At 72.6% G+C, this 20,954-nt stretch carries 19 protein-coding genes; 12 read left to right on the top strand and 7 right to left on the bottom strand.

All coding sequences use genetic code 11. The features are described 5' to 3' along the window. Positions 1 to 120 precede the first annotated feature (120 nt). The 4 genes from ACO2TI_RS04210 to ACO2TI_RS04195 form a co-directional block, all read right to left on the bottom strand. A complete protein-coding gene (locus tag ACO2TI_RS04210) occupies positions 121 to 735 on the bottom strand; it encodes an acyloxyacyl hydrolase (RefSeq protein ID WP_423282204.1) in 615 nt (204 codons plus the stop codon). A 237-nt stretch (positions 736 to 972) separates the two neighbouring features. Continuing rightward, the gene (locus ACO2TI_RS04205) at positions 973 to 1,791 is read right to left on the bottom strand and encodes a class I SAM-dependent methyltransferase (RefSeq protein ID WP_423282203.1); all 819 of its coding nucleotides are present in this window, start codon (positions 1,789 to 1,791) and stop codon (positions 973 to 975) included. 15 nt (positions 1,792 to 1,806) lie between these two features. Continuing rightward, a complete protein-coding gene (locus ACO2TI_RS04200; protein ID WP_423282202.1) occupies positions 1,807 to 3,018 on the bottom strand; it encodes a vanadium-dependent haloperoxidase in 1,212 nt (403 codons plus the stop codon). 36 nt (positions 3,019 to 3,054) lie between these two features. Next, a complete protein-coding gene (locus tag ACO2TI_RS04195) occupies positions 3,055 to 3,867 on the bottom strand; it encodes a class I SAM-dependent methyltransferase (RefSeq protein ID WP_423282201.1) in 813 nt (270 codons plus the stop codon). Between the two features lie 270 nt (positions 3,868 to 4,137). Here ACO2TI_RS04195 and ACO2TI_RS04190 point away from each other — a divergent pair, with 270 nt between their 5' ends. From ACO2TI_RS04190 to ACO2TI_RS04165, 6 genes are all read left to right on the top strand, one after another. Further along, positions 4,138 to 4,671: an OsmC family protein gene (locus tag ACO2TI_RS04190; protein WP_423282200.1), complete on the top strand. Its 534-nt coding sequence runs from the start codon at positions 4,138 to 4,140 to the stop codon at positions 4,669 to 4,671. 5 nt (positions 4,672 to 4,676) lie between these two features. Beyond that, complete coding sequence (locus ACO2TI_RS04185; protein ID WP_423282199.1) at positions 4,677 to 5,669, top strand: AraC family transcriptional regulator; 993 nt, start codon at positions 4,677 to 4,679, stop codon at positions 5,667 to 5,669. Between the two features lie 223 nt (positions 5,670 to 5,892). After that, positions 5,893 to 6,795 (top strand): aldo/keto reductase, encoded by a 903-nt coding sequence (locus ACO2TI_RS04180; RefSeq protein ID WP_423283304.1) that lies wholly within the window; start codon positions 5,893 to 5,895, stop codon positions 6,793 to 6,795. 10 nt (positions 6,796 to 6,805) lie between these two features. Continuing rightward, on the top strand, positions 6,806 to 7,495 hold the full coding sequence (locus ACO2TI_RS04175; RefSeq protein ID WP_423282198.1) for a DUF6064 family protein: 690 nt from the start codon (positions 6,806 to 6,808) through the stop codon (positions 7,493 to 7,495). 60 nt (positions 7,496 to 7,555) lie between these two features. Beyond that, the gene (locus ACO2TI_RS04170; protein WP_423282197.1) at positions 7,556 to 8,929 is read left to right on the top strand and encodes a pyridoxal-phosphate dependent enzyme; all 1,374 of its coding nucleotides are present in this window, start codon (positions 7,556 to 7,558) and stop codon (positions 8,927 to 8,929) included. Positions 8,930 to 8,937: 8 nt separating this feature from the next. Further along, a complete protein-coding gene (locus ACO2TI_RS04165; RefSeq protein ID WP_423282196.1) occupies positions 8,938 to 10,116 on the top strand; it encodes a trans-sulfuration enzyme family protein in 1,179 nt (392 codons plus the stop codon). Between the two features lie 12 nt (positions 10,117 to 10,128). Here ACO2TI_RS04165 and ACO2TI_RS04160 read toward each other — a convergent pair whose 3' ends face one another. After that, positions 10,129 to 10,872 carry an SDR family oxidoreductase gene (locus ACO2TI_RS04160; RefSeq protein WP_423282195.1) on the bottom strand — a complete coding sequence of 248 codons (744 nt, stop codon included), beginning with the start codon at positions 10,870 to 10,872 and terminating at the stop codon, positions 10,129 to 10,131. A 119-nt stretch (positions 10,873 to 10,991) separates the two neighbouring features. Between ACO2TI_RS04160 and ACO2TI_RS04155 the strand changes: the two genes are divergently transcribed. The 5 genes from ACO2TI_RS04155 (at position 10,992) to ACO2TI_RS04135 (ending at position 16,752) form a co-directional block, all read left to right on the top strand. Next, the gene (locus ACO2TI_RS04155; RefSeq protein ID WP_423282194.1) at positions 10,992 to 11,975 is read left to right on the top strand and encodes a LysR substrate-binding domain-containing protein; all 984 of its coding nucleotides are present in this window, start codon (positions 10,992 to 10,994) and stop codon (positions 11,973 to 11,975) included. Positions 11,976 to 12,077: 102 nt separating this feature from the next. Then, the gene (locus ACO2TI_RS04150) at positions 12,078 to 13,640 is read left to right on the top strand and encodes an FAD-dependent oxidoreductase (protein ID WP_423282193.1); all 1,563 of its coding nucleotides are present in this window, start codon (positions 12,078 to 12,080) and stop codon (positions 13,638 to 13,640) included. An 85-nt stretch (positions 13,641 to 13,725) separates the two neighbouring features. After that, positions 13,726 to 14,787, top strand: coding sequence for an efflux RND transporter periplasmic adaptor subunit (locus ACO2TI_RS04145; protein ID WP_423282192.1), 1,062 nt, complete (start codon positions 13,726 to 13,728; stop codon positions 14,785 to 14,787). Positions 14,788 to 14,800: 13 nt separating this feature from the next. After that, positions 14,801 to 16,045, top strand: coding sequence for an ABC transporter permease (locus ACO2TI_RS04140; RefSeq protein ID WP_423282191.1), 1,245 nt, complete (start codon positions 14,801 to 14,803; stop codon positions 16,043 to 16,045). Beyond that, complete coding sequence (locus ACO2TI_RS04135) at positions 16,042 to 16,752, top strand: ABC transporter ATP-binding protein (RefSeq protein ID WP_423282190.1); 711 nt, start codon at positions 16,042 to 16,044, stop codon at positions 16,750 to 16,752. The genes ACO2TI_RS04140 and ACO2TI_RS04135 overlap by 4 nt, the downstream gene beginning before the upstream one ends. Positions 16,753 to 16,845: 93 nt before the next feature. On the opposite strand, the gene ACO2TI_RS04130 is transcribed toward ACO2TI_RS04135, so the two are convergent. Next, positions 16,846 to 18,543: a putative bifunctional diguanylate cyclase/phosphodiesterase gene (locus ACO2TI_RS04130; RefSeq protein WP_423282189.1), complete on the bottom strand. Its 1,698-nt coding sequence runs from the start codon at positions 18,541 to 18,543 to the stop codon at positions 16,846 to 16,848. Between the two features lie 260 nt (positions 18,544 to 18,803). Here ACO2TI_RS04130 and ACO2TI_RS04125 point away from each other — a divergent pair, with 260 nt between their 5' ends. Then, positions 18,804 to 19,136, top strand: coding sequence for a hypothetical protein (locus ACO2TI_RS04125; RefSeq protein WP_423282188.1), 333 nt, complete (start codon positions 18,804 to 18,806; stop codon positions 19,134 to 19,136). Positions 19,137 to 19,157: 21 nt separating this feature from the next. Here ACO2TI_RS04125 and ACO2TI_RS04120 read toward each other — a convergent pair whose 3' ends face one another. Beyond that, the gene (locus ACO2TI_RS04120; RefSeq protein WP_423282187.1) at positions 19,158 to 20,882 is read right to left on the bottom strand and encodes a methyl-accepting chemotaxis protein; all 1,725 of its coding nucleotides are present in this window, start codon (positions 20,880 to 20,882) and stop codon (positions 19,158 to 19,160) included. Between the last annotated feature and the right edge of the window lie 72 nt (positions 20,883 to 20,954).

Raw genomic sequence — 20,954 nt, 5'->3', positions numbered from 1 at the left:
AGCGGTCAGGGGGGCGAACGAGGTTCGCGCCCGCCGGTGACAGCCGCGTGACGGCGCCCGCGCCGCGCCGCGCGGCGTGAGATGTTCACGCCGCCTTCGGCATGGCCGGTGGCCGCGACCCTACAGCGGCTGGCTCCAGCGCAGCTGCAGGAAGTTCTCGCCCGGGTTGGGCTGCTTGATGCCGGCGTTCGAGAAGTGCTGGAAGCGCAGGCTGATCTCCGCGCCCTTGGGCCCCCAGGGCCGCATGCCGACGCCGATGTGGTCGCCGAAGTTGAACGCGGTGCTGAAGCGCTTGTCGACGGTGCGGTAGATCGGCGCGATCACGTTGACGCCGATGCCGATCTCGCCGAACACGCCCAGCGGCCCGCTGGAGGTCAGGCGCAGCGTCGGGGTGAAGCCGAGCTGGGTGTTGGTGCTGCTGGCCGAGCCGCCGCTGTCCTTGACGTGCCAGTGGCCGATCGACAGCTCGGTGTAGGCGCTCAGGCGCGCGTCGCCGAAGGCCGTCCAGCCGCGGTCGAGCTCCCACAGCAGTCCGGCGTTGAGGCTGTCGACGTCATCGCCGGCGCCGGCCTGCAGATACCAGCGGTCGGGCACAAGCCAGCGCGACACGGCGGGCGATGCCGGCGCCGCTTCGGGCGCCGCGCCGGCCTGCGCGAAAGCAGGCTGCGACAACAGCAAGACAAAGGCGACGCTCGCGATCGCGGCGGTCGACGCGGCTCGGACTCCTGGACTCATGATCGTTCACCACAGCGTGTTTTCAGCTGGATCTGGTGACGCGAAAGCGCAGAGAAAAGGTCCTCGTGATGGAACACTGTGTTGCCGCGACGGCAACTTTGGGGCCCGTTCGTCCAACGCCTTGCGCCGATCATCACTGTGGTCCACGGCGCGCGCCGGCGCATCGCCAGGTCGGCCGTGTCCGCGACGCCCCAGGGGGCGGTGGGCGGCGTCCGTCTTAGGGATGATGTGCCGCTGCTAGGCGGCCTCGGCCTGCACGACGACGAACTCGGCCGGCACGCGAAAGCCCGCGCCGCTTCGCCACGGCGCCAGCGCTTCCAGGTAGTGCCGGCAGGCGCGCTCGCGCACGGCCGGCGCAAAACGCGACCAGGCCAGCGCGACCGGCCCGCCGACGAAGGCCGCGCGGCAGGCCGCGTCGCCGTCCGCATAGTCGAGCGTCGAGGCGATGCGCCGCTGGGCGCGCGGCGCCAGGCCCGCCGACGCGCAGGCCACGGCGAGCGCATCGCCTCGGCCGAGCCGGAAGAACAGCGGACAGACCTCGCTGGCCACCTCGGCGTCGACGATCTCGAACACCGGCGCGAAGCCGCAGCGCGCGCGCTCGCCCCACACCGCCGCGACCAGCCGTCCGCCCGGGCGCAGCACGCGGCGCATCTCGCGCAGCGCCGCCTCGGGATCGGGCAGGTACATCAGGCCCAGCGCGCACAGCACGACGTCGAAGCTCGCCGACGGCAGCGCGAGCGACTGCGCGTCCATGCGCGCGAAGCTCGCGGTCCAGACCTCGCGCTGCCGCGCGCGCCGCATCGCCGCCTCGACCATGCGGCCCGACAGGTCGACGCCGACCACGCGGCCCGACCCGCCCACGGCCCGCGCGGCCGCGAAGCTGACCAGGCCGGTGCCGCAAGCCACGTCGAGCACGCGCTCGCCGGGCGCGAGCGCCGCCAGCTCGAGCAGCGCGTCGCGCGGCGCGGCGAGCTGGGCCTCCCAGGTGGGCTCGTAGTCACCCGCCGCCAGGTCCCAGCCGTAGCGCTGGATGCGTTGCTGGACGCGGGCCTCCATCGGGGTCTCGCGAACTCAGCGGTTCGAGGCGAGCTGCAGCCGCTGCACCGCCAACTCGCCCACTTGGCGCCCGAGGGCGGTGCCGACCTCGGTCGAGCTGCGGTAGTGAATGCCTTCCCAGACGCGCGCGTTGGCCACCTCCTGCAAGAAATCCTCGAGCCGCGTCCAGCGCCGCGTCGCGCCTTGCGCCGTCGGGCTGCTGGTCGACAGCTCGGGCATCGGGCCGGCGCCGACCTCGGCCGCGAGCACGCTGCCGACCGCGCCGGCCAGCACGCTGTGCGCGCTCGGGTACTCGGGGTGCATCGGCGCGTCGATGAACGAGACCCAGGTCGCGTCGCGCTCGGTGGCGTCGTTGCCGTCGGCGTCGCCGTTGCGGATCGCCGTGACGGGGCGCCAGAAGTGGTAGTGGTACTTGGCGTCGGCGACCGCGATCATCGCGTCGTCCATCGCCTGCGCGACCGCGGCGAACAGGCGCGCATTGCCGGCCAGATCGCGCCCCGGCTGCGCCGCGACCGAGCGCACCACGCCGTGGTAGATCGCCGGCAGCGAGTACTCCCAGAAGCGCGCCACCTCGGTCTGCTCGGCACTGCGCCTGGCGCTCTGCTTGCCGCCCATGGCCTTGACCTCGTTGAAGTCACGTGCCCAGGCCGCGCTGTCCAGCGCCGGCGGCGGCGCCGGGCGGAACTGCGCGGGGTCGCGCATCAGCCAGGGCTGGCGGGCGGGCCACTGCGGCACGGCCGGCAACGCGGTCGGCACGTAGACGCCGGGCGCGGCGTGCGGGCGATAGGCCTCGGCGGGCATCTTCAGGTCCGCCGCGCGCCGCGCCAGCACCGCGGCGGCCGCGCGCTCGCCGAGCGCGATGCCGGCGCGCTTGTCGGCGCCGTCGACGATGGGCTCGAGCGCCGCGCGGTAGGCGGCGTCGACCGACGCCGCCTGTGCCGGCAGCAGCGCGGCGAACGCGGCACGGTGCGCAGCGGCCACGGCCGCGTCGGCGGTGGCGCGCGCCGGCGCGCTGCCGGCGGCCAGCACGGCCTCGTGCGCGGCGGTCTGCACGATCGCCATCACGCGGATCGCCGGCGGCGTGCCGATCTTGGCCTCGCTGACGATGCCGGCCGAGACGACGTTCCAGTCGGTGATCGCGTCGGCCTGCGCGTCGGGCATGAAGGCGGTCATCACCAACGCGGCGAAGACGCAACCGATGGCCTGGGTGCGGGGGTAGGTTTTCATGGGAACTCCCTATGGGAATCGCTTGGATGGAGAGGATCAGCGTCGCGTCACGACAATCTCGAGGTATTCGCTCGGCACCAGCAGCGTCTTCGGACCGCCGCGGTTCAGGCCGTCGAGCAGTTCGACCAGCTCGCGCTCGAGCTGCGCCGCGCCCTCGGCCGGCAGCGCGGCAAAAGCCTTGTGCACCGGGCCGTACCAGCGGCGGAACACGTCGACGAAGTGCGCCGCCGAGCGGTAGCGGAAGTTGAAGACGCGCTGCGTCGCGGCGATCGCCGAAGCCTGCGCGCCGAACAGTGTGTGCAGGTGCGCCTCGGTGCCCCACAGCGCGGGCGGCTGCAGGCCGGCCGGCGGCGGGACGTGGCGGCCGAGCACCTTGAACATCTTTCCGACCAGGCTGTCGGGCGTCCAGTTGGCCAGGCCGATGCGCCCGCCCGGGCGGCACACGCGCGCCATCTCGGCCGCCGCGCGCGCCTGGTCGGGCGCGAACATCACGCCGAAGGTCGAGACCACCGCGTCGAAGCTGGCGTCCTCGAACGGCAGTGCCTCGGCGTCGGCGGCCTGGAACGTGACCTCCAGGCCCTCGGCGCGGGCGCGCTCGGCGGCGCGCTCGAGCAGGCCGGGCACGTAGTCGGTGGAGACCACGCGCGCGCCGCGGCGCGCCGCCGCCAGCGTGGCATTGCCGTTGCCGGCGGCGATGTCGAGCACGCGCTCGTCCCAGTGGAGGTCGCAGGCCTCGGCCAGCGATTCGCCGACGATCTGCAAGGTGGTGCCGATGACGGCGTAGTCGCCGCTGGCCCAGGCGGCCTGCTGGCGGGTCTTGACGGCGCTGAAGTCGATGGGAGCGTTCATGGAGTTGCCTCGTGTCGGTTGCCGATGGAGCGTGAATGCGCAGGGCGTCGAGCCCTGGTGCGCAGTGGAAGCCCGCGAGGCCGCGCGCGTCCTGCTCGTGCGTCGCGCATGGCTACCCATTCGTCCGTGGATGCCGCTGCACGCGCGCCGGGCTGACTTTGCGTCCGCAAGGCCTGTCCGATCGTCCGAGCGGCCCCTCGGCGCACTTGCCTCGCGCGCGTGCCTGCCGACAATGGGGGCCATCCCAGCTCGCAGCCGGAGGCCAAGGTCATGAGCAGCTCCGAGACCGCCAGCGCCTTGCGGCGCGTCGAGCAGGCGCTGATACGCCGGCCCGATGTCGGCCTGCACGATGACGCGCCGGCGCAGGCGACGCTGTCGCGCGGCACGCGCGTGCTGATCCGCCATCCCAACGGCACCGAGGTCGAAACCGACATGCCCGACGAGTTCGGCGGCAGCAGCACGCTGCCGACGCCGGGCTGGCTGTTTCGCGCCGGGCTGGCGGGCTGCGCCACCACCTCGATCGCGATGGTCGCGGCGATGCGCGGCGTCGCGCTGTCGCGCCTGGCGGTGCGCGCCGAGAGCCGCTCCGACGCCTGCGGCATGTTCGGCCTGCCCAATGCGCAAGGCGATCTGGCCGACGCGGCGCCCGTCGAGATGCGGCTGATCGTCGAGATCGCCGCGCCCAACACTGCCGCGGTCGCGCTACGCGCGCTGGTCGACAGCGCGCTCGAGCGCTCGCCGATCCCCTCGCTGGTGCGCCGCGCGATCCGTGTCGATCTGCGCATCGAAACGGCACCGGCCTGACGACGATGGACGCCCTCTCCGAAACCCTGCGCGTGGTGCGCCTGGTCGGCGCGATCTTCATCAACGCGCGCTTCACCGCGCCGTGGTGCTACCAGTCGCCGCCGGCGGCATCGGCCGCGCCGCTGCTCGAGCCGGGCGCCGAGAACGTGGTCATCTTCCACCTGATCACCGAAGGCGAGTGCTACGCCGAGGTCGGCGAGGCCGCGCCGGTCCACCTCGTCGCCGGCGACGTGATCGTGTTCCCGCAAGGCGACGCGCATCGCATGACGAGCGAGCCCGGCGTGCCGCCGGCGCGCCCCGGCGCACAGTTGCAGGAGGTGCTGTCGAGGCGGCCTCGGCAGCTGGTCTATGGCGGCGGCGGAGCGTCCACGCGCATCGTCTGCGGCTACCTTGCCTGCGACGCGCGGCTCGCGCGCATGCTGTTCGCCGGCCTGCCGCCGCTGGTCAAGGTGAACGTGCGCGGCTCGAACGCCGGCATGTGGCTGGAGGCCTCGGTGCGCTACGCCCTGGCCGAGGCGCGCTCGCCGCGCCCCGGCGGCGCCGGCGTGCTGGCCAAGCTGGCCGAGGTGCTGTTCATCGAGGTGCTGCGCATGTACGTCAACGAGGGCGCCGAGGGCCGCACCGGCTGGCTCGCGGGGCTGGGCGACCGCATCGTCGGCGTGGCGCTCAACGCGATGCATGCGCGCCCCGCCCACGCCTGGACGCTCGACGAGCTGGCCCAGGTGGCGCACACCTCGCGCTCGGTGCTCGCGCAGCGCTTCCAGCAGATCGTCGGCACCGCGCCGATGCAGTACCTCACGCAGTGGCGCATGACGATGGCGGCCAACCTGCTGTGCCGCAGCAAGGCACCGCTGGCACAAATCGCCGAAGACGTGGGCTACCAGACCGACACCGCGTTCAGCCGCGCGTTCCGGCGCGAGTACGGCGTGCCGCCCGACGCCTGGCGGCGCCATCGGGGGATGGCCGAGCGGGATGCAGCCGCGCGCGTGCCCGCATAGCCCGGCCGCCGCCGGGCCGTCCCAAGGCGACCGCGCCCCCTCGGGGGGCAGCGAACGAAGTGAGCGTGGGGGCCCGACGATCACCGCCGGGCCGCCCCAAGGCGACCGCGCCCCCTCGGGGGGCAGCGAACGAAGTGAGCGTGGGGGCCCGACGACCACCGCCGGGCCGCCCCAAGGCGACCGCGCCCCCTCGGGGGGCAGCGAACGAAGTGAGCGTGGGGGCCTGACGCGGCGACGCTGGCTCGCGGCGGCGCTCGCCCTGACGGCGGCACGCGGCGCGGCGCAGGCGCCGGCGTCGGCGCCGATCTCGCGCCGCATTCCGTCGAGCGGCGAGGCGCTGCCGGTCGTGGGCCTGGGCAGCTGGATCACCTTCAACGTCGGCCGCGACGACGCCGCGCGCGAGGCCTGCGTCGAGGTCGTGCGCGCCTTCTTCGATGCGGGCGGGCGCATGATCGACTCGTCGCCGATGTACGGCTCGTCGCAGCCCACGATCGGCCACGCGCTCGCGCGCCTGGGCCGGCCGGCCGCACTGTTCTCGGCCGAGAAGGTCTGGACCGGCGACGGCACGCGCACCGCAGCGCAGATCGAGGCCTCGCGCGCCTTGTGGGGCGTGGCGCGCTTCGACCTGGTGCAGGTTCACAACCTGCTCGCCTGGCAGCAGCACCTGCCGCGCCTGTTCGAGATGAAGGCCGCAGGAACGCTGCGCTACGTCGGCATCACCACCTCCGAAGGCCGCCGCCATGCCGAGATCGAGGAGGTGATGCGCGCGCATCCGATCGACTTCGTGCAGCTCACCTACAACCCGCTCGACCGCGAGGCCGAGCAGCGCCTGCTGCCGCTGGCGCACGAGCGCGGCATCGCGGTGATCGTCAACCGGCCGTTCCGCGAAGGCGCCTTGCTCGACGCGCTCGCGCGCCAGCCGCTGCCGGCCTGGGCCGGCGAGATCGACTGCGCGCACTGGGCACAGCTGGTGCTGAAGTTCATCGTCTCGCATCCGGCGGTGACCTGCGCGATCCCCGCGACCAGCCAGGTCGAGCACCTGCGCCAGAACATGGCCGCGGCGCGCGGGCGCCTGCCCGACGCGGCGCTGCGCGAGCGCATCGCGCGCGCGATTGCGGCCGTCTGAGGACCACGGCATGAGCGAGTGGTGGACCTACCGCCCCTCGGATCTCCTGATGTTCTCGCCGCGCATCTACTGGCGGCTGTTCGCGTCGATCAACGAGGCGTGGTGGCCGACGCAGCTCGCCGTCGTTGCGCTGGCGCTCGGCTGGCTGCTGCGTGCGGGCCGCGCGCATCGGATCGCGGCCGCCGCCCTGGCCGCGGCCTGGGCCTTCGTCGCGTGGGCGTTTCACTGGCAGCGCTTCGCGGCCATCAACTGGGCGGCCGAAGCTTGCGCGTTCGCGTTCGCGCTGCAGGCGGCGCTGCTGGCCGCGCTCTGCGCGTTAGAGCTTCATGCGTCGGCCTCGCCGTGGCGCCGGCGCGTCGGCGTGGCCTTGCTGCTGTGGGCGCTGCTGGGTCACCCGCTGCTGGCGCCGGCCTTCGGGCGGCCGTGGACGCAGGCCGAGGTCTTCGGCTTCGCGCCCGATCCGACCGCGATCGCGACGCTGGGCTGGCTGCTGCTCGTTCAGGCCAGCGGGCGCCTGCGCGCGGCGCTGCGCATCGCAGGGTGGCTGGCGGCGCTGTGGCTCGCGGTCAGCGCGGCGACGCTGGCGACGATGGGCTCGTGGCAGGCCGTCGTGCCGCTCGCGGCGCTGGGCGCCGCATCATGCGTTGCCCTCATGAGCATCCCCGATTTGCGCAGGCGAGATCCGGCCGGGCTGCGCTAGGCTCGCCCTGACGCTGCCCACGAAGCGGCGCCGCCGAGGCAAAGCCCAGGAGACAAGCCCATGGTCACACCCGACCGCCCCGCCGTCCTCGACCTGATCGGCCACACGCCGCTCGTGCGCGTCACGCGCTTCGACACGGGACCTTGCACCCTCTTCCTCAAGCTCGAGTCGCAGAACCCCGGCGGCTCGATCAAGGACCGCATCGGCGTCGCGATGATCGAGGCCGCCGAGGCCGGCGGCCGGCTCAGGCCCGGCGGCACGGTCGTCGAGGCCACCGCCGGCAACACCGGCCTCGGGCTCGCGCTGGTGGCGCGCGCCAAGGGCTACCGCGTGGTGCTGGTGGTGCCCGACAAGATGGCGACCGAGAAGGTGCTGCACCTGCGCGCGCTCGGCGCCGAGGTGCACATCACACGCTCGGACGTCGGCAAGGGCCACCCCGAGTACTACCAGGACATGGCCGCGCGCCTTGCCGCCGGCATCCCCGGCGCCTTCTTCGCCGACCAGTTCAACAACCCCGCCAACCCGCGCGCGCACGAGACCACCACCGGCCCCGAGCTCTGGGAGCAGACCGGCCACGACCTCGACGCCATCGTCGTCGGCGTCGGCTCCAGCGGCACCATCACCGGCCTGACGCGCTACTTCCGCCGCGTGCAGCCCAAGCTGCGCTTCGTGCTGGCCGACCCGCTCGGCTCGGTGCTGGCCGAGTACACGCGCTCCGGGCGCGTCGGCGAGGCCGGATCGTGGGCCGTGGAAGGCATCGGCGAGGATTTCGTGCCCGGCATCGCCGATCTTTCCGGCGTCACCCACGCCTACACGATCGACGACCACGAGAGCTTCGAGACCGCGCGCGAGCTGCTGCGCCGCGAGGGCATCCTGGCCGGCTCGTCGACCGGCACGCTGCTGGCCGCCGCGCTGCGCTACTGTCGCGAGCAGACCGCGCCGCAGCGCGTGGTGAGCTTCGTCTGCGACACCGGCACGCGCTACCTCTCCAAGGTCTACAACGACGCCTGGATGCTCGACCAGGGCTTGCTCGAGCGCCCGAAGTTCGGCGACCTGCGCGACCTGATCTCGCGCCGCGCGAGCGACGGCAGCGTGGTCAGCGCGGGGCCGAACGACACGCTGCTGACCGCGTTCCAGCGCATGCGCCTGGCCGACGTCTCGCAGCTGCCGGTGCTCGACGAGGGGCGCGTGGTCGGCATCGTCGACGAGTCCGACCTGCTGATGGCGGTGCATGCCGACGCCTCGCGCTTTCGCTCGCCGGTCTCGCAGGCCATGACGCCCGCGCCCGAGACGATCGCGCCGACCGCGAGCCTGGCCGAGCTCGAAGCGCTGCTCGATCGCGGGCTGACCGCCATCGTCGCCGACGCGAAGGGCTTTCACGGCCTGATCACGCGCTACGACCTGCTGATCCACCTTCGCAAGACGCTCGCCTAGGAGACCTCATGAGCGAACAGGAACGCCGCCTCGGCTTTGCCACCCGCGTGATCCACGCCGGCCAGTCGCCCGACCCGAGCACCGGCGCGATCATGCCGCCGATCTATGCGACCTCGACCTATGTGCAAAGCAGCCCCGGCGTGCACAAGGGCCTGGACTACGGCCGCTCGCACAACCCGACGCGATGGGCCTTCGAGCGCTGCGTCGCGGATCTGGAAGGCGGCGCGCAGGCCTTCGCCTTCGCCTCGGGCCTGGCAGCGATCTCGACCGTGCTCGAAGTGCTCGATGCCGGCTCGCACATCGTCAGCGGCGACGACATCTACGGCGGCAGCTTTCGCCTCTTCGAGCGCGTGCGCACGCGCAGCGCCGGCCACCGCTTCAGCTTCGTCGATCTCGCCGACCCCGCCGCGCTGGCCGCGGCCATCACGCCGCAAACGCGCATGGTCTGGGTCGAGACACCGACCAATCCGCTGCTCAAGCTCGCGGACCTCGCCGCGATCGCCCGGCTGTGCCGCGAGCGCGGCGTGCTCGCGGTGGCCGACAACACATTCGCCAGCCCCTACGTGCAGCGCCCGCTCGAGCTCGGCTTCGATGTCGTCGTGCACTCGACCACCAAGTACCTCAACGGCCACTCCGATGTGATTGGCGGCGTCGCGATCGTCGGCGGCGAGCCGCGCCATGCGGCCTTGCGCGAGCGGCTGGGCTTCTTGCAGAACGCGGTCGGCGCGATCGCCGGGCCGTTCGACAGCTTCCTCGCGCTGCGCGGCGTCAAGACGCTGGCGCTGCGCATGCAGCGCCACTGCGAGAGTGCGCTCGAACTCGCGCAGTGGCTGGAGCGCCAGCCGCAGGTCGAGCGCGTGCACTACCCGGGGCTCGAATCGCATCCGCAGCATGCGCTGGCGAAGCGCCAGATGAAGGGCTTCGGCGGCATGATCTCGGCGACCTTGCGCTGCGACCTCGCCGGCGCGAAGCGCTTTCTCGAAGCGGTGCGCATCTTCGCGCTGGCCGAAAGCCTGGGCGGCGTCGAGAGCCTGATCGAGCACCCGGCGATCATGACCCACGCGACGATTCCGCCCGAAACCCGCGCGCAGCTCGGCATCGGCGATGCGCTGGTGCGCCTGTCGGTCGGCATCGAGGACGTGGAAGACCTGCGGGCCGACCTGGCGCAGGCGCTGGCGCGCATCTGAGCGCACGCCTGCTCAGACCAGGCCACCGTTGGCTCGCAGCGTCTGGCCGTTGATCCACGCCGCGTCAGACCCGACAAGGATCGAGATGGCCGAGGCAATGTCCTCGGGCTCGCCCAGGCGCTCCAGCGGCGCCGCCTTGGCGAGGCGCTCGATCGCCTCGGGCGTCTTGCCGTCGAGGAACAGCGCGGTGGCCGTAGGCCCCGGCGCGACCGCGTTGACGGTGATGCTCCTGCCGCGCAGCTCCTTGGCGAAGATGTTCGTCATCGTTTCGATCGCCGCCTTGGTGGCGGCGTAGACCGAGTAGCCGGGCAGCGCGGTGCCGACCAGGCTGCTCGAGAGGTTGACGATGCGCCCGCCGCCTTGCAGGCGCTTGGCGGCCTCGCGCATCGTGTTGAAGCTGCCCTTGAGGTTGATCGCGACCAGGCGGTCGAAGGTGGCGTCGTCGGTGTCGGCCAGCGCCGGCAGCGAAGGCGGCATCACGCCGGCGTTGTTGACCAGCACGTCGACGCGGCCGAAGGCGCGCTCGGCTTCGTCGAACAGGCGGCGCACCGCGGCGGGATCGGCCACGTCGGCCTGCACGGCGACGGCGCGGCCACCGGTCGATTCGATGGCCTGAACGACCTCGGCGGCCTCGCCGGCGCGGCCGGCGTAGTTGACGACGACGGCATGGCCGTCGCGGGCCAGGCGCTCGGCGATGGCAGCGCCAATGCCGCGCGAGGCGCCGGTGACGATGGCAACGGGGGCGGGGTTCTTCATGGCTTGCTCCAGCGAAGTGGTGAATCGGTGAGCTCATTCTTGTGTTTGCGCTTCTATCGATAAAGGCGCTAGATTCGCCATGACTATCCAGAAGCCGCAAACAATCCAGGAGCCGCGCCATGGACCGCTTCGACGCGATGAACATCTTCGTGCGCATCGTCGAGCGCAAGAGCTTCACCAAGGCGGCCGACGAGTTGCGGCTGCCGCGCGCCACGGTGACCCACGCGGTGCAGCAGCTCGAACGCCGGCTCGGCGTGCGCCTGTTGCACCGCACGACGCGCCAGGTCAGCGCCACGCTCGACGGCGAGGCCTACTACCAGCGCTGCCTGCGGCTGCTGGCCGACATCGAGGAGACCGAGTCGGCCTTCGGCAGCGCCGCGCAACGCCCGCGCGGCAAGCTGCGCGTCGACCTGCAGGGCACGCTGGCCACGCACTTCCTGCTGCCGCACCTGGGCGAGTTCTTCGAGGCCTATCCCGAGATCGAGCTCGAGATCGGCCTCGGCGACCGCCTGGTCGACCTGGTGCGCGAAAGCGTCGACTGCGTGCTGCGTGCCGGCGAGCCGCGCGACTCGAGCATGGTCGGGCGCCGCGTCGCGCTGCTCGATCAGGTGACCTGCGCCAGCGCCGCCTACCTGGCGCACCACGGCACGCCGCGCACGCTGGAGGAGTTCCGCACGCATCGCGCAGTGAACTACGCCGGCAGCAGCGGCAAGCTGCTGCCCTTCGAGTTCGTCGTCGACGGCGAGCGCAAGACCATGCTGCTGCCGGGCAGCGTCACCGTCGCCAGTGCCGACGCCTACACGCTTTGCTGCGAGGCCGGCCTGGGCTTCGTGCAGCTGCCGCGCTACCACGTCGAGCCGCAGTTGGCCGCCGGCACGCTGCGTGCGGTGTTCCCGTCGCTGCAGCCGCCGCCGATGCCGGTGTCGGTGCTGTACCCGCACCATCGCCAGCTGTCGCCGCGCGTGCGGGTGTTCGTCGACTGGGTCGCGGGCCGGATGCAGCGGGCGTCGGCGCCTGGCGGCGAACCCTCGCCCCGGCCTTCCCCCGCGCGCGGGAGAGGGAGCCACTCCCTCTCCCCCGCCAGGGGGAGAGGGCGGGGGTGAGGGGGCTGCGCGGCAGCACTCGATCGCGGTGAATGCGCCCCGGACATGCCCTAGGATGCACCCGCAGGCCGCGCCCCCACCGCGGCCCCGCGGGGAGCTTGCGTGGAGACAGACGTCCTGATCGTCGGTGCCGGCCCCACCGGGCTGATGCTGGCCTGCCAGCTCGCGCGCCGCGGCATACGCCCTCTGATCATCGACCGCCACGCCGGCCCGGCGCAGCAGACGCGCGCCTTGGGCGTGCAGGCGCGCACGCTGGAGATCTATCGCCACCTCGGCATCGCCGAGCGCGCGGTCGCGCTGGGCAAGCGCGGCACCGGCGCGAACCTGTGGGCCGAGGGCCGGCGCACCGCGCGCATTCCGCTCGGCGAGGCCGGCGCGGACCTGAGCGCCTTTCCCTTCATCCTGATCCTCGGCCAGGACGACAACGAGCGCCTGCTGGGCGAGCGGCTCGCCGAGCTCGGCGTCTCGGTGCAGTGGAACACCGAGCTGGAGAAGATCGAGCAGGGCCCGCGCGATGCGATCGCGACGCTGCGCGACCCGCACGGCGAGCGACGGCTGGTGGCCGCCCAATGGATCGCCGGCTGCGACGGCGCGCGCAGCGCCGTGCGCGCGCTCAACGGCATCGACTTCCCCGGCGCGCCCTACGAGCACGTGTTCTTCGTCGCCGACCTGACCGCGCGCGGTCCGATGGTGCCCGACGAGGTCAACGTCTACCTCTGGCAGGACGGCTTTCACCTGTTCTTTCCGATGCGCGGCGAGGATCACTGGCGCCTCGTCGGCATCCTGCCGGCCGCGCTGCGCGGGCGCGACGACGTCGCGTTCGAGGACGTCGCGCCCTCGGTGCGCGACGAGGCCGGCACCGCGCTTTCGGTCAGCGAGTGCCGCTGGTTCTCGACCTACCGCATCCACCACCGCCACGCGGCGCGCTTTCGCGCCGGCCGCAGCTTCCTGCTCGGCGACGCCGCGCACATCCACAGTCCGGTCGGCGCGCAGGGCATGAACACCGGCCTGCAGGACGCCTACAACCTCGCCTGGAAGCTCGCCGCGGTGCTGCGCGACGGCGCCGACGAAGGCCTGCTCGACACCTACGAGGCCGAGCGCCTGCCGATCGCGCAGCGACTGCTCGCGACCACCGACCAGGCGTTTCGCGTCGCCGTCACCGACAACCGCGTCGCCGGCCTGCTGCGCACCGAGGTCATCGCGCGGCTGGCCGCGTTCGCGATGCGCCGCCCGCGCGTGCAGTCGCTGGCCTTTCGCACCGTCTCGCAGATCGGCATCCACTACCGCTCGAGCCCCCTGAGCGAAACGGCCGAGCGCTGGCCCGCGCAGGCGCCGCGCGCCGGCGACCGCTTCCCGTGGCTGAAGCTGGTACTGCGCCCCGGCGGCGAGGTCGAAGACCTGTATGCGCGGCGCGACGACACGCGCTGGACGCTGATCCTCGCCGGCCAGAGCGCGCCGGCCGAGGCGGCGCCCGAATGGCAGGTGATCGCCTTGCCCGATGCGCCAGCCAACGACGCGGCGCTGGCGCGCGCGCGCATCCCGCGGACGTCGTGCTTCCTGCTGCGCCCCGACGGCCACATCGGCTGGTGCGCGGCGCGCTTCCACGCCCCGGCCGTGGCGCGCTACCTCGCGAAATGGAAGGCACCGGCCGACGCGGTGGGCTGAGTTCACCGGCATCTGAGGCCGATCAATCGGCGCGCAGGGCCGGCGTGCAACAGTGTCCCGGCCATCCACGCCGCAGGAGCGGGCTTTGCAGCGAAGAACCAAGATCATTGCCGTCGCCGTGGTCGCCGCCGTGCTGGCAGGCGCCGGCGCGGCATGGCTGTGGGGGCCTGTGCGGGTCGAGACCGCACGGCCTTCGCGCGGGCCGGCGATCGAGGCGGTGTATGCGACCGGGGTGGTCGAGCCGACCGTGATGGTGCCGATCGCACCGCGCAGCGGCGGGCGCCTGGTCGCGCTCGAGGCCGACGAGGGCGCCAGCGTGCGGCGCGGCCAGGTGCTCGCGCGCATCGAAGCGGCCGACCTCGACCAGACCGTGCAGGAAATGCAGGCGCGCGAGCAGCTCGCGCGCGCGCAGCACGAGCGCACGCGCGAACTCGTGTCGCAGAAGTTCGTGTCGCCGGCCGAGCTGGACCGCACGCGCAGCGAACTGCAGGCCGCGGAGGCGGCGCTGCGCCGCGCGCAGGCGCAGCGCAACTACAACCAGCTCGTCGCACCGGCCGACGGCCTGGTGCTGCGCCGCGACGGCGAGCTGGGCCAGTACATCCCGGCCGGCCAGCCGGTGCTCACGCTCGCCTGCTGCGCGCCGCTGCGCGTGACGGCCGACGTCGACGAGGAAGACATCCCGCGCGTCACCGTGGGCCAGGCGGTCGTGATGCACACCGACGCGCTGCCCGGGCGCGTGTTCGACGGCAATGTCGCCGAGATCACGCCCAAGGGCGACACGGTCTCGCGCAGCTACCGCGTGCGCATCCGCTTTCGCGAGCCGGTCGAAGTGGGCGCCGGTCCGCTGCGCACCGGCATGACGATGGACACCAACCTGATCGTCGCGCGCCGCGACAACGCGCTGCTGGTGCCCAACAGCGCGCTCAAGGGCAACGTGCTGTGGCTGGTCGATGCCGACGACCGACTGCAGCGGCGTGAGGTCCGCAAGGGCGCCACCGGCACCGAGCGCACAGAGGTCCTGGCCGGCCTGCGCGACGACGAGTCGGTCGTGCTCTCGCCGGCCGAGGGCCTGCGCGAAGGCCGGCGCGCGCACGTCAAGCCGCCCATCGCGGAGGCCTCGGCGGCCTCGCCGGCGGCCTCGCGCTGACGCGGCCCGGGCCATGTCGATCACGCTCGACGTCGCGCTCGCGCACCTGACGAGCCGCAAGCGCCAGACCCTGGTCTCGCTGACCGGCGTGGTGCTCGGCGTGGCCTTCTTCCTCGCCGTGTCGGCACTGATGCGCGGCTCGGAGCGCGACTTCATCAAGCGCCTGGTCGACAACAGCCCGCACATCACCGTCTACGACGAGGTGCGCCAGGGGCGCCTGCAGCCGGCCGAGCGGCGCTGGCCGCAGGCCGCGGTGGCGGTGTCGAACGTGCGCCCGCTGCCCGACCGGCGCGGCATCCGCGGCTGGGCGCAGCGGCTGGCGACGATCGAGGCGCTGCCCGGCCTGCGCGCCGCACCGGTGCTGACCGGCGCGGCCGTGCTGACCTTCGCCGGGCGCGAGCAAGGCGTCACGCTGTCGGGCGCGCTGCCCGAGAAGATGAAGCAGGTCACGACGATCGAGGAGAAGATGACCGCCGGCTCGCTCGACGATCTCGCCTCCGATGCCAACGGCATCATCGTCGGCCAGGGCCTGGTCGAGAAGTTCAGCCTGCGCATGGGCGGCTCGGTCAACGTGCTCGCGGCCGACGGCTCGACGCGCTCGCTGCGCGTGGTGGGCATCTTCCGCACCGGCACCGCGGCCTACGACGAGGGCCAGGCCTTCGTGCTGCTCAAGCGCGCGCAAGCCCTGCTCGGCCGCGAGAACCGCGTCAACCGCGTGATCATCCAGCTCGACGATCCCTACCGCGCACAGGACATCGCGCAGACCATCGAGGCGGCCACCGGCTACAAGTCGGTCTCGTGGATCGAGGCCTCGGAAGACATCCTCAGCCTGCTGCTGGTGCGCAACATCATCATGTACAGCGTGGTCTCGGCGATCCTGCTGGTGGCCGCGTTCGGCATCTACAACACGATCTCGACCATCGTGATGGAGAAGACGCGCGACATCGCGATCATGAAGTCGATCGGCTTCCATGCGCGCGACCTGCGGCGCATCTTCCTCGTCGAGGGCCTGATCGTGGGCCTGATCGGCAGTGCCGCCGGCGTGCTGCTGGGCATTGGCCTCATGGCCCTGCTCGGCAGCGTGGAGATCCGCCCGCCCGGTGTCGCCGACGTGGTCCACCTGCCGGTGTGGTGGGGCCCCGAGCAGTACGCCATGGCCATCGGCTTCGCGATGCTGGCCTGCGTCGGGGCATCGTGGCTGCCGGCGCGCCGCGCGGGCCGGCTGCGGCCGGTGGCGATCCTGCGAGGTGCCACGTGAGCGCGCGGCCGGGCGACGACGGCGTGGTGATCCGCGTCGACCACGTGAGCCGCATCCTCGAGGGCGAGGTGCCGGTGACGCTGGTCGACGACGTGAGCCTCGAGATCCGGCGCGGCGAGTTCGTCTGCATCATGGGCCCGTCCGGCTCGGGCAAGTCGTCGCTGCTGTACCTGCTGGGACTGCTCGACCTGCCGACGCAGGGGCGCATCTGGATCGACGGCGAAGACACCAGCGACTTCGACGATGACCGGCTGACGGACTTCCGGCTCGCGCGCCTGGCCTACGTGTTCCAGTTCCACTTCCTGCTGGCCGAGTTCAGCGCGCTCGACAACGTTGCGCTGCCGATCCGCAAGCTCGGCCGCCTGAGCGACGAGGAGGCGCGCGCCCGCGCGGCCCAGTTGCTCGACCGCCTCGGCCTCGCGGGCCAGCACCACAAGCGGCCCAGCCAGCTCTCGGGCGGCCAGCGCCAGCGCGTGGCGATCGCGCGCGCGCTGGGCAACGAGCCGCTCGTGGTGCTGGCCGACGAGCCGACCGGCAATCTTGATTCGGCCTCCAGCACCAACGTGCGCGACATCCTGCGCGAACTCACGCGCGACCTCGGCACGACCGTGATCGCCGTCACCCACGACGGCAGCTTCGCGTCGGCCGCCGACCGCCGCATCGGCATCGTCGACGGCCGCATCGACATGAACTGGCGGCCGGCCTGAGTCGAGCCCCCACGCTCACTTCGTTCGCTGCCCCCCGAGGGGGCGCTCGGCCGCTTGGGAGCGGCCCGGCGCGGCCTCGGGGTGTCCTCGCCGTCAGGCTCGTTCGGCGGCGAAGCTTGCGAGCGCGTCGGCCACCATCGGTCGCGCGAACAGAAAGCCTTGCGCCTCGTCGCAGCCCAGCGCGCGCAGCTCGTCGCACTGGGCCTGGGTCTCGACGCCTTCGGCCAGGCAGCGCAGGCCGAACTGGTGCGCGAGCTTGACGATCATCGAAACGACTTCGCGCGCCGCGTCGGCGCCGCTGCCGAGGTCGGCGACGAAGGCGCGGTCGATCTTGAGCCGATGGATCGGGAAACGCCGCAGGTAGGCGAGCGAGGAATAGCCGGTGCCGAAGTCGTCGATCGACAGCATCACGCCGGCCGCGCGCAGCTCGTGCAGGTTGCGCAGCACCTCGTCGATGTCGCCGATCAGCATCGACTCGGTGAGCTCGAGCTCGAGGCAGTCGGGGCCGAGCCCGTGGCGCTCGAGCGCCTCGCGCACGCGCCGCGCGGCGCCCGGGCGGTGGAACTGCTCGGCCGAGAAGTTGACCGCCACCCGCGGCACCGGCACGCCCTGCGCACGCCAGCGCGCAAAGTCGGCCAGCGCCGCGTCGAGCATGCGCTCGCCCAGCGGCAGGATGAGATGGCGGCGCTCGGCCAGCGAGACGAACACGCCGGGCGGCACGTCCTCGACATGGCGGCGACGCCAGCGCGCGAGCGCCTCGACGCCGACGAGCCCGCCGCTTTCGAGATCGACCTGCGGCTGGTAGGCCGCGCGGATGCTGCTGCCGTCGAGGATGGCACGCTGCAGGTCGGCGAACATGTCGCGCTCGCGACCGAGCGCGTCGGCATCGCCGGCCAGGTGAGGCTCGAGCGCGGCGTCCAGCCGCGCCGCGTCGGCGCGCACCAGCGCCTCGGCGGCGCTGTCTTCATCGCAGCGGAGCAAGGTCTCGCCGAACGAGAACTGCGCCGCGTGCCCTTGCGCAAACCCGAGGTCGAAGGGCTCGGCGAGGCTGGCGCGCAGCTGCTCGCCGAGCGATGCAGTGGCCTCCACGGCGCCGGCCACCGCGACGGCGAACTGGTCGGCGCCGACGCGGCCGACCGCATGCGCGCAGCGCGTCGCGGCGGCGACGGCGGTGCAGCGCAGCGCGACCTGGCGCAGTAGCCGGTCGCCGACCTCGATGCCCAGGCTTTCGTTGAGCCGGGTGAAGTCGCGGATGTCGGTGCTCGTCAGCCGCACCGGCGCGCCGGCTTCGCGCAGCGCGTCGACCGCGGCCGTGAAGCGCGCGCGCGACAGCACGCCGGTCAGCGCGTCGGTCGAGACCTGCTCGGGATCGAAGCCGTCGAGCGGGCGGCGGTAGGAGCCGACGAACCAGCGCAGCTCGCCGTCATGCGCGGCGAGCGCCTGAACGTCGAGCCAGACGCGAAACAGGCTGCCGTCCTTGCGGCGATTCCAGACCTCGCCGCCCCAGCTTCGGCGCTCGCGAAGGCTGCGCCACATCTGCTGGTAGAAGGCCGCGTCCTGCAGGCCCGACTTCATCAGCCGCGGCCGTGCGCCGACCAGCTCGTCGCGGGCGTAGCCGGTGGTCGCGAACATCGCCGCATTGGCATAGCGCACGATGCCGCGCGCGTCGGTCACCAGCACCGGCACGGCCAGGCGCGACAGCACGCGGGCGAGGTCGTCGGTCGACAGCGTGGACAGCGCCTCGCCGCGGGCCGATTCGGGCGCCATTCTTAAGAGGTTCGGAGCAAGCATGGCGGGGCTTGATTGACAGGCTTCGCAGCCTAACGGCCGGGCGCAGGGGTTCCGAGGCAGGAATCGACTGTCGAGGCCTCGACTGAAGGCATACCGCGCCAGACTTGACGCGCGTCAAGCCTGACCAAGCAGTCAGCGGCGGGACCGCCCGCGCGCATCCCCCGGATGCGCGCGCTCATCCATGGCAGCGGCACCTACGCACGCGGCGCGAATCCACCATGCTGGAGGCCTTCGTTTCCTCGGCTTCCACGGCTGATCGCATGAACGCGCAAGGGCACTCGCCATCCACCGCACCTCGCTGGCTGCGGCGCGTGCTGGTCGTGCCGCTCGCGCTGGCGCCGTTCGCGGCCGCGGCCCAGGGCGAGCCGGAGCCGCCGCTGGTGTGGCGCGTGCAGATCGAGCGCCGCCCCGCGGACGACGTGCTCGAGATGCGCTGGCGGGGCGACCCGCACCAGGGCCCGGGCGCGCGCGACGAGGCGCTGCGGCAGCGCCACTTCCAGCACCTGCTGCGCTTCGAGCTCGACCGCGGCGAAAGCATCTCGCTGCGGCCGGGCCGCGGCGGCCTGAGGCTGGTCTACCGGGCCGAGTTCTGACCTGGCGATCGCCTCACGTCGTCAGAAGCTGGTCCAGTCGTCGTCGCCAGCCGGTGCCGCGGCCAGTGGCGGGGTTGCGCGCGGCGCAACCGGCGCGGCCTTCGGTGCGGCCGGCTTGGCCGCCTTCGGGAGCGCTGTCGCACTCGCCGGGCGCGGCTGCGACCGGGCGACGTGCGCGGCCGACGCGGCCGATCCGGCCGGCTCGCCGGTCCTGAACACCGACACCGCCTCGGCGAGCTTGCGCGCCTGCTCGCTCATCGACGCCGCCGCGGCGGCCGACTCCTCGACCAGCGCGGCGTTCTGCTGCGTCAGCTGGTCGAGGTTGCCGATCGCCTGGTTGACCTGGCCGATGCCGTCGCGCTGTTCCTGCGCGGCCGCGGCGATCTCGGTGATCAGGTCGCTCACGCGCTTCACCGAGGAGACGATCTCTCCCATGCTCGCGCCGGCCTCGCCGGCCAGCTGCGCACCGGCCTCGACCCTCTCGACCGAGCTGCCGATCAGCGTCTTGATCTCCTTGGCGGCGGAGGCGCTGCGCTGCGCGAGGCCGCGCACCTCGCCGGCCACCACGGCGAAGCCGCGGCCCTGCTCGCCGGCGCGCGCGGCTTCCACGGCCGCGTTGAGCGCGAGGATGTTGGTCTGGAACGCGATGCCGTCGATCACGCCGATGATGTCGGCGATCTTCTTCGACGCCTCGCTGATCGAGTGCATGCTGTCGACCACGCGCTCGACCACGGCGCCGCCGCGCTCGGCGGCGCCGGCCGCGCCCGCGGCCAGCTGGTTGGCCTGGCGCGCGGTGTCGGCCGACTGCGCGACGGTGCCGGTGATCTCCTCCATCGATGCCGCGGTCTGCTGCAGGTTGGAGGCGGTCTGCTCGGTGCGCGCGGAAAGGTCCTGGTTGCCGGTGGCGATCTGCGCCGACGCGGTACCCACCGACTCGACGCCCATGCGCACCTGCGAGACGAGTTCGCGCAGGCGCTGGTTCATTGCGCCCAGCGCGCGCGTGAGCTGCGCCACCTCGTCGCGGCCGCTGGCGTGCAGCGAGCGCGTCAGGTCGCCTTGCGACACCGCTTCGGCCAGCTGCACCGCCTCGCCCAGCGGGCGCGTGATGGCGCGCGCGATCGCGAACGCCATCGCGACGCCACCGGCAATCGCCGCCAGCAGCACCGCCACCACCAGCAGGCGGCTGTTGGCGTAGATCTCGTCGGCGCGGTCACCGTCGGCGACGGCATGGTCGTCGTTGTATTTCTCGAGCTGCTTGAACAGCGCGAGCGCCGCGTCGAAGCGCTGCACGCCCTGCACCGTGACGAGGTCGGTGGCCTCGTCGATGCGGCCCTGGCGCATCGCGTCGACCAGCGGCGGCGTCAGCTCGACGTAGTGCTTCCACGCGGCCATGGCCTTGTCGAAGATCGCGCGCTCGTCGGCGTCGTGGATGGCGGCCTCGTAGCTCTTGGCGGCCTGCTCGAACACCTCGCGCGCCTGCGCGACGAGCGGGATCAACGTTTCGACCTCGTTGGGCTGGGCGATCGCGAGCCGGTACTCGCGGGTGCGGTAGCGCGTCGCGCTCTCGGCCATGCGCAGGCTGTCGCGCACGCCGGCCAGGCGCACTTCGGAGATCAGGTCGAGCTGGTCGCCCAGGCGTGACATCTGCCACAGCGAGAAACCGCCGAGCAAGGCCATCGCAGCCAGCACGGCACCAAAGGCGACGGCGAGCTTGCCGCCCACCGTCAAGCGGTCGAAGAACTTCATGGGGAGCTGGATCGTGGACTACTTCGATCCAGTATCGGCACGAATCCCAAGCGCTTGAGGCTGGAATTGGCC

The sequence above is a fragment of the Caldimonas sp. KR1-144 genome (assembly GCF_049446155.1).
GTDB lineage: Bacteria > Pseudomonadota > Gammaproteobacteria > Burkholderiales > Burkholderiaceae_C > Rivibacter.
This window is presented reverse-complemented; position numbering and strand designations above follow the sequence as displayed.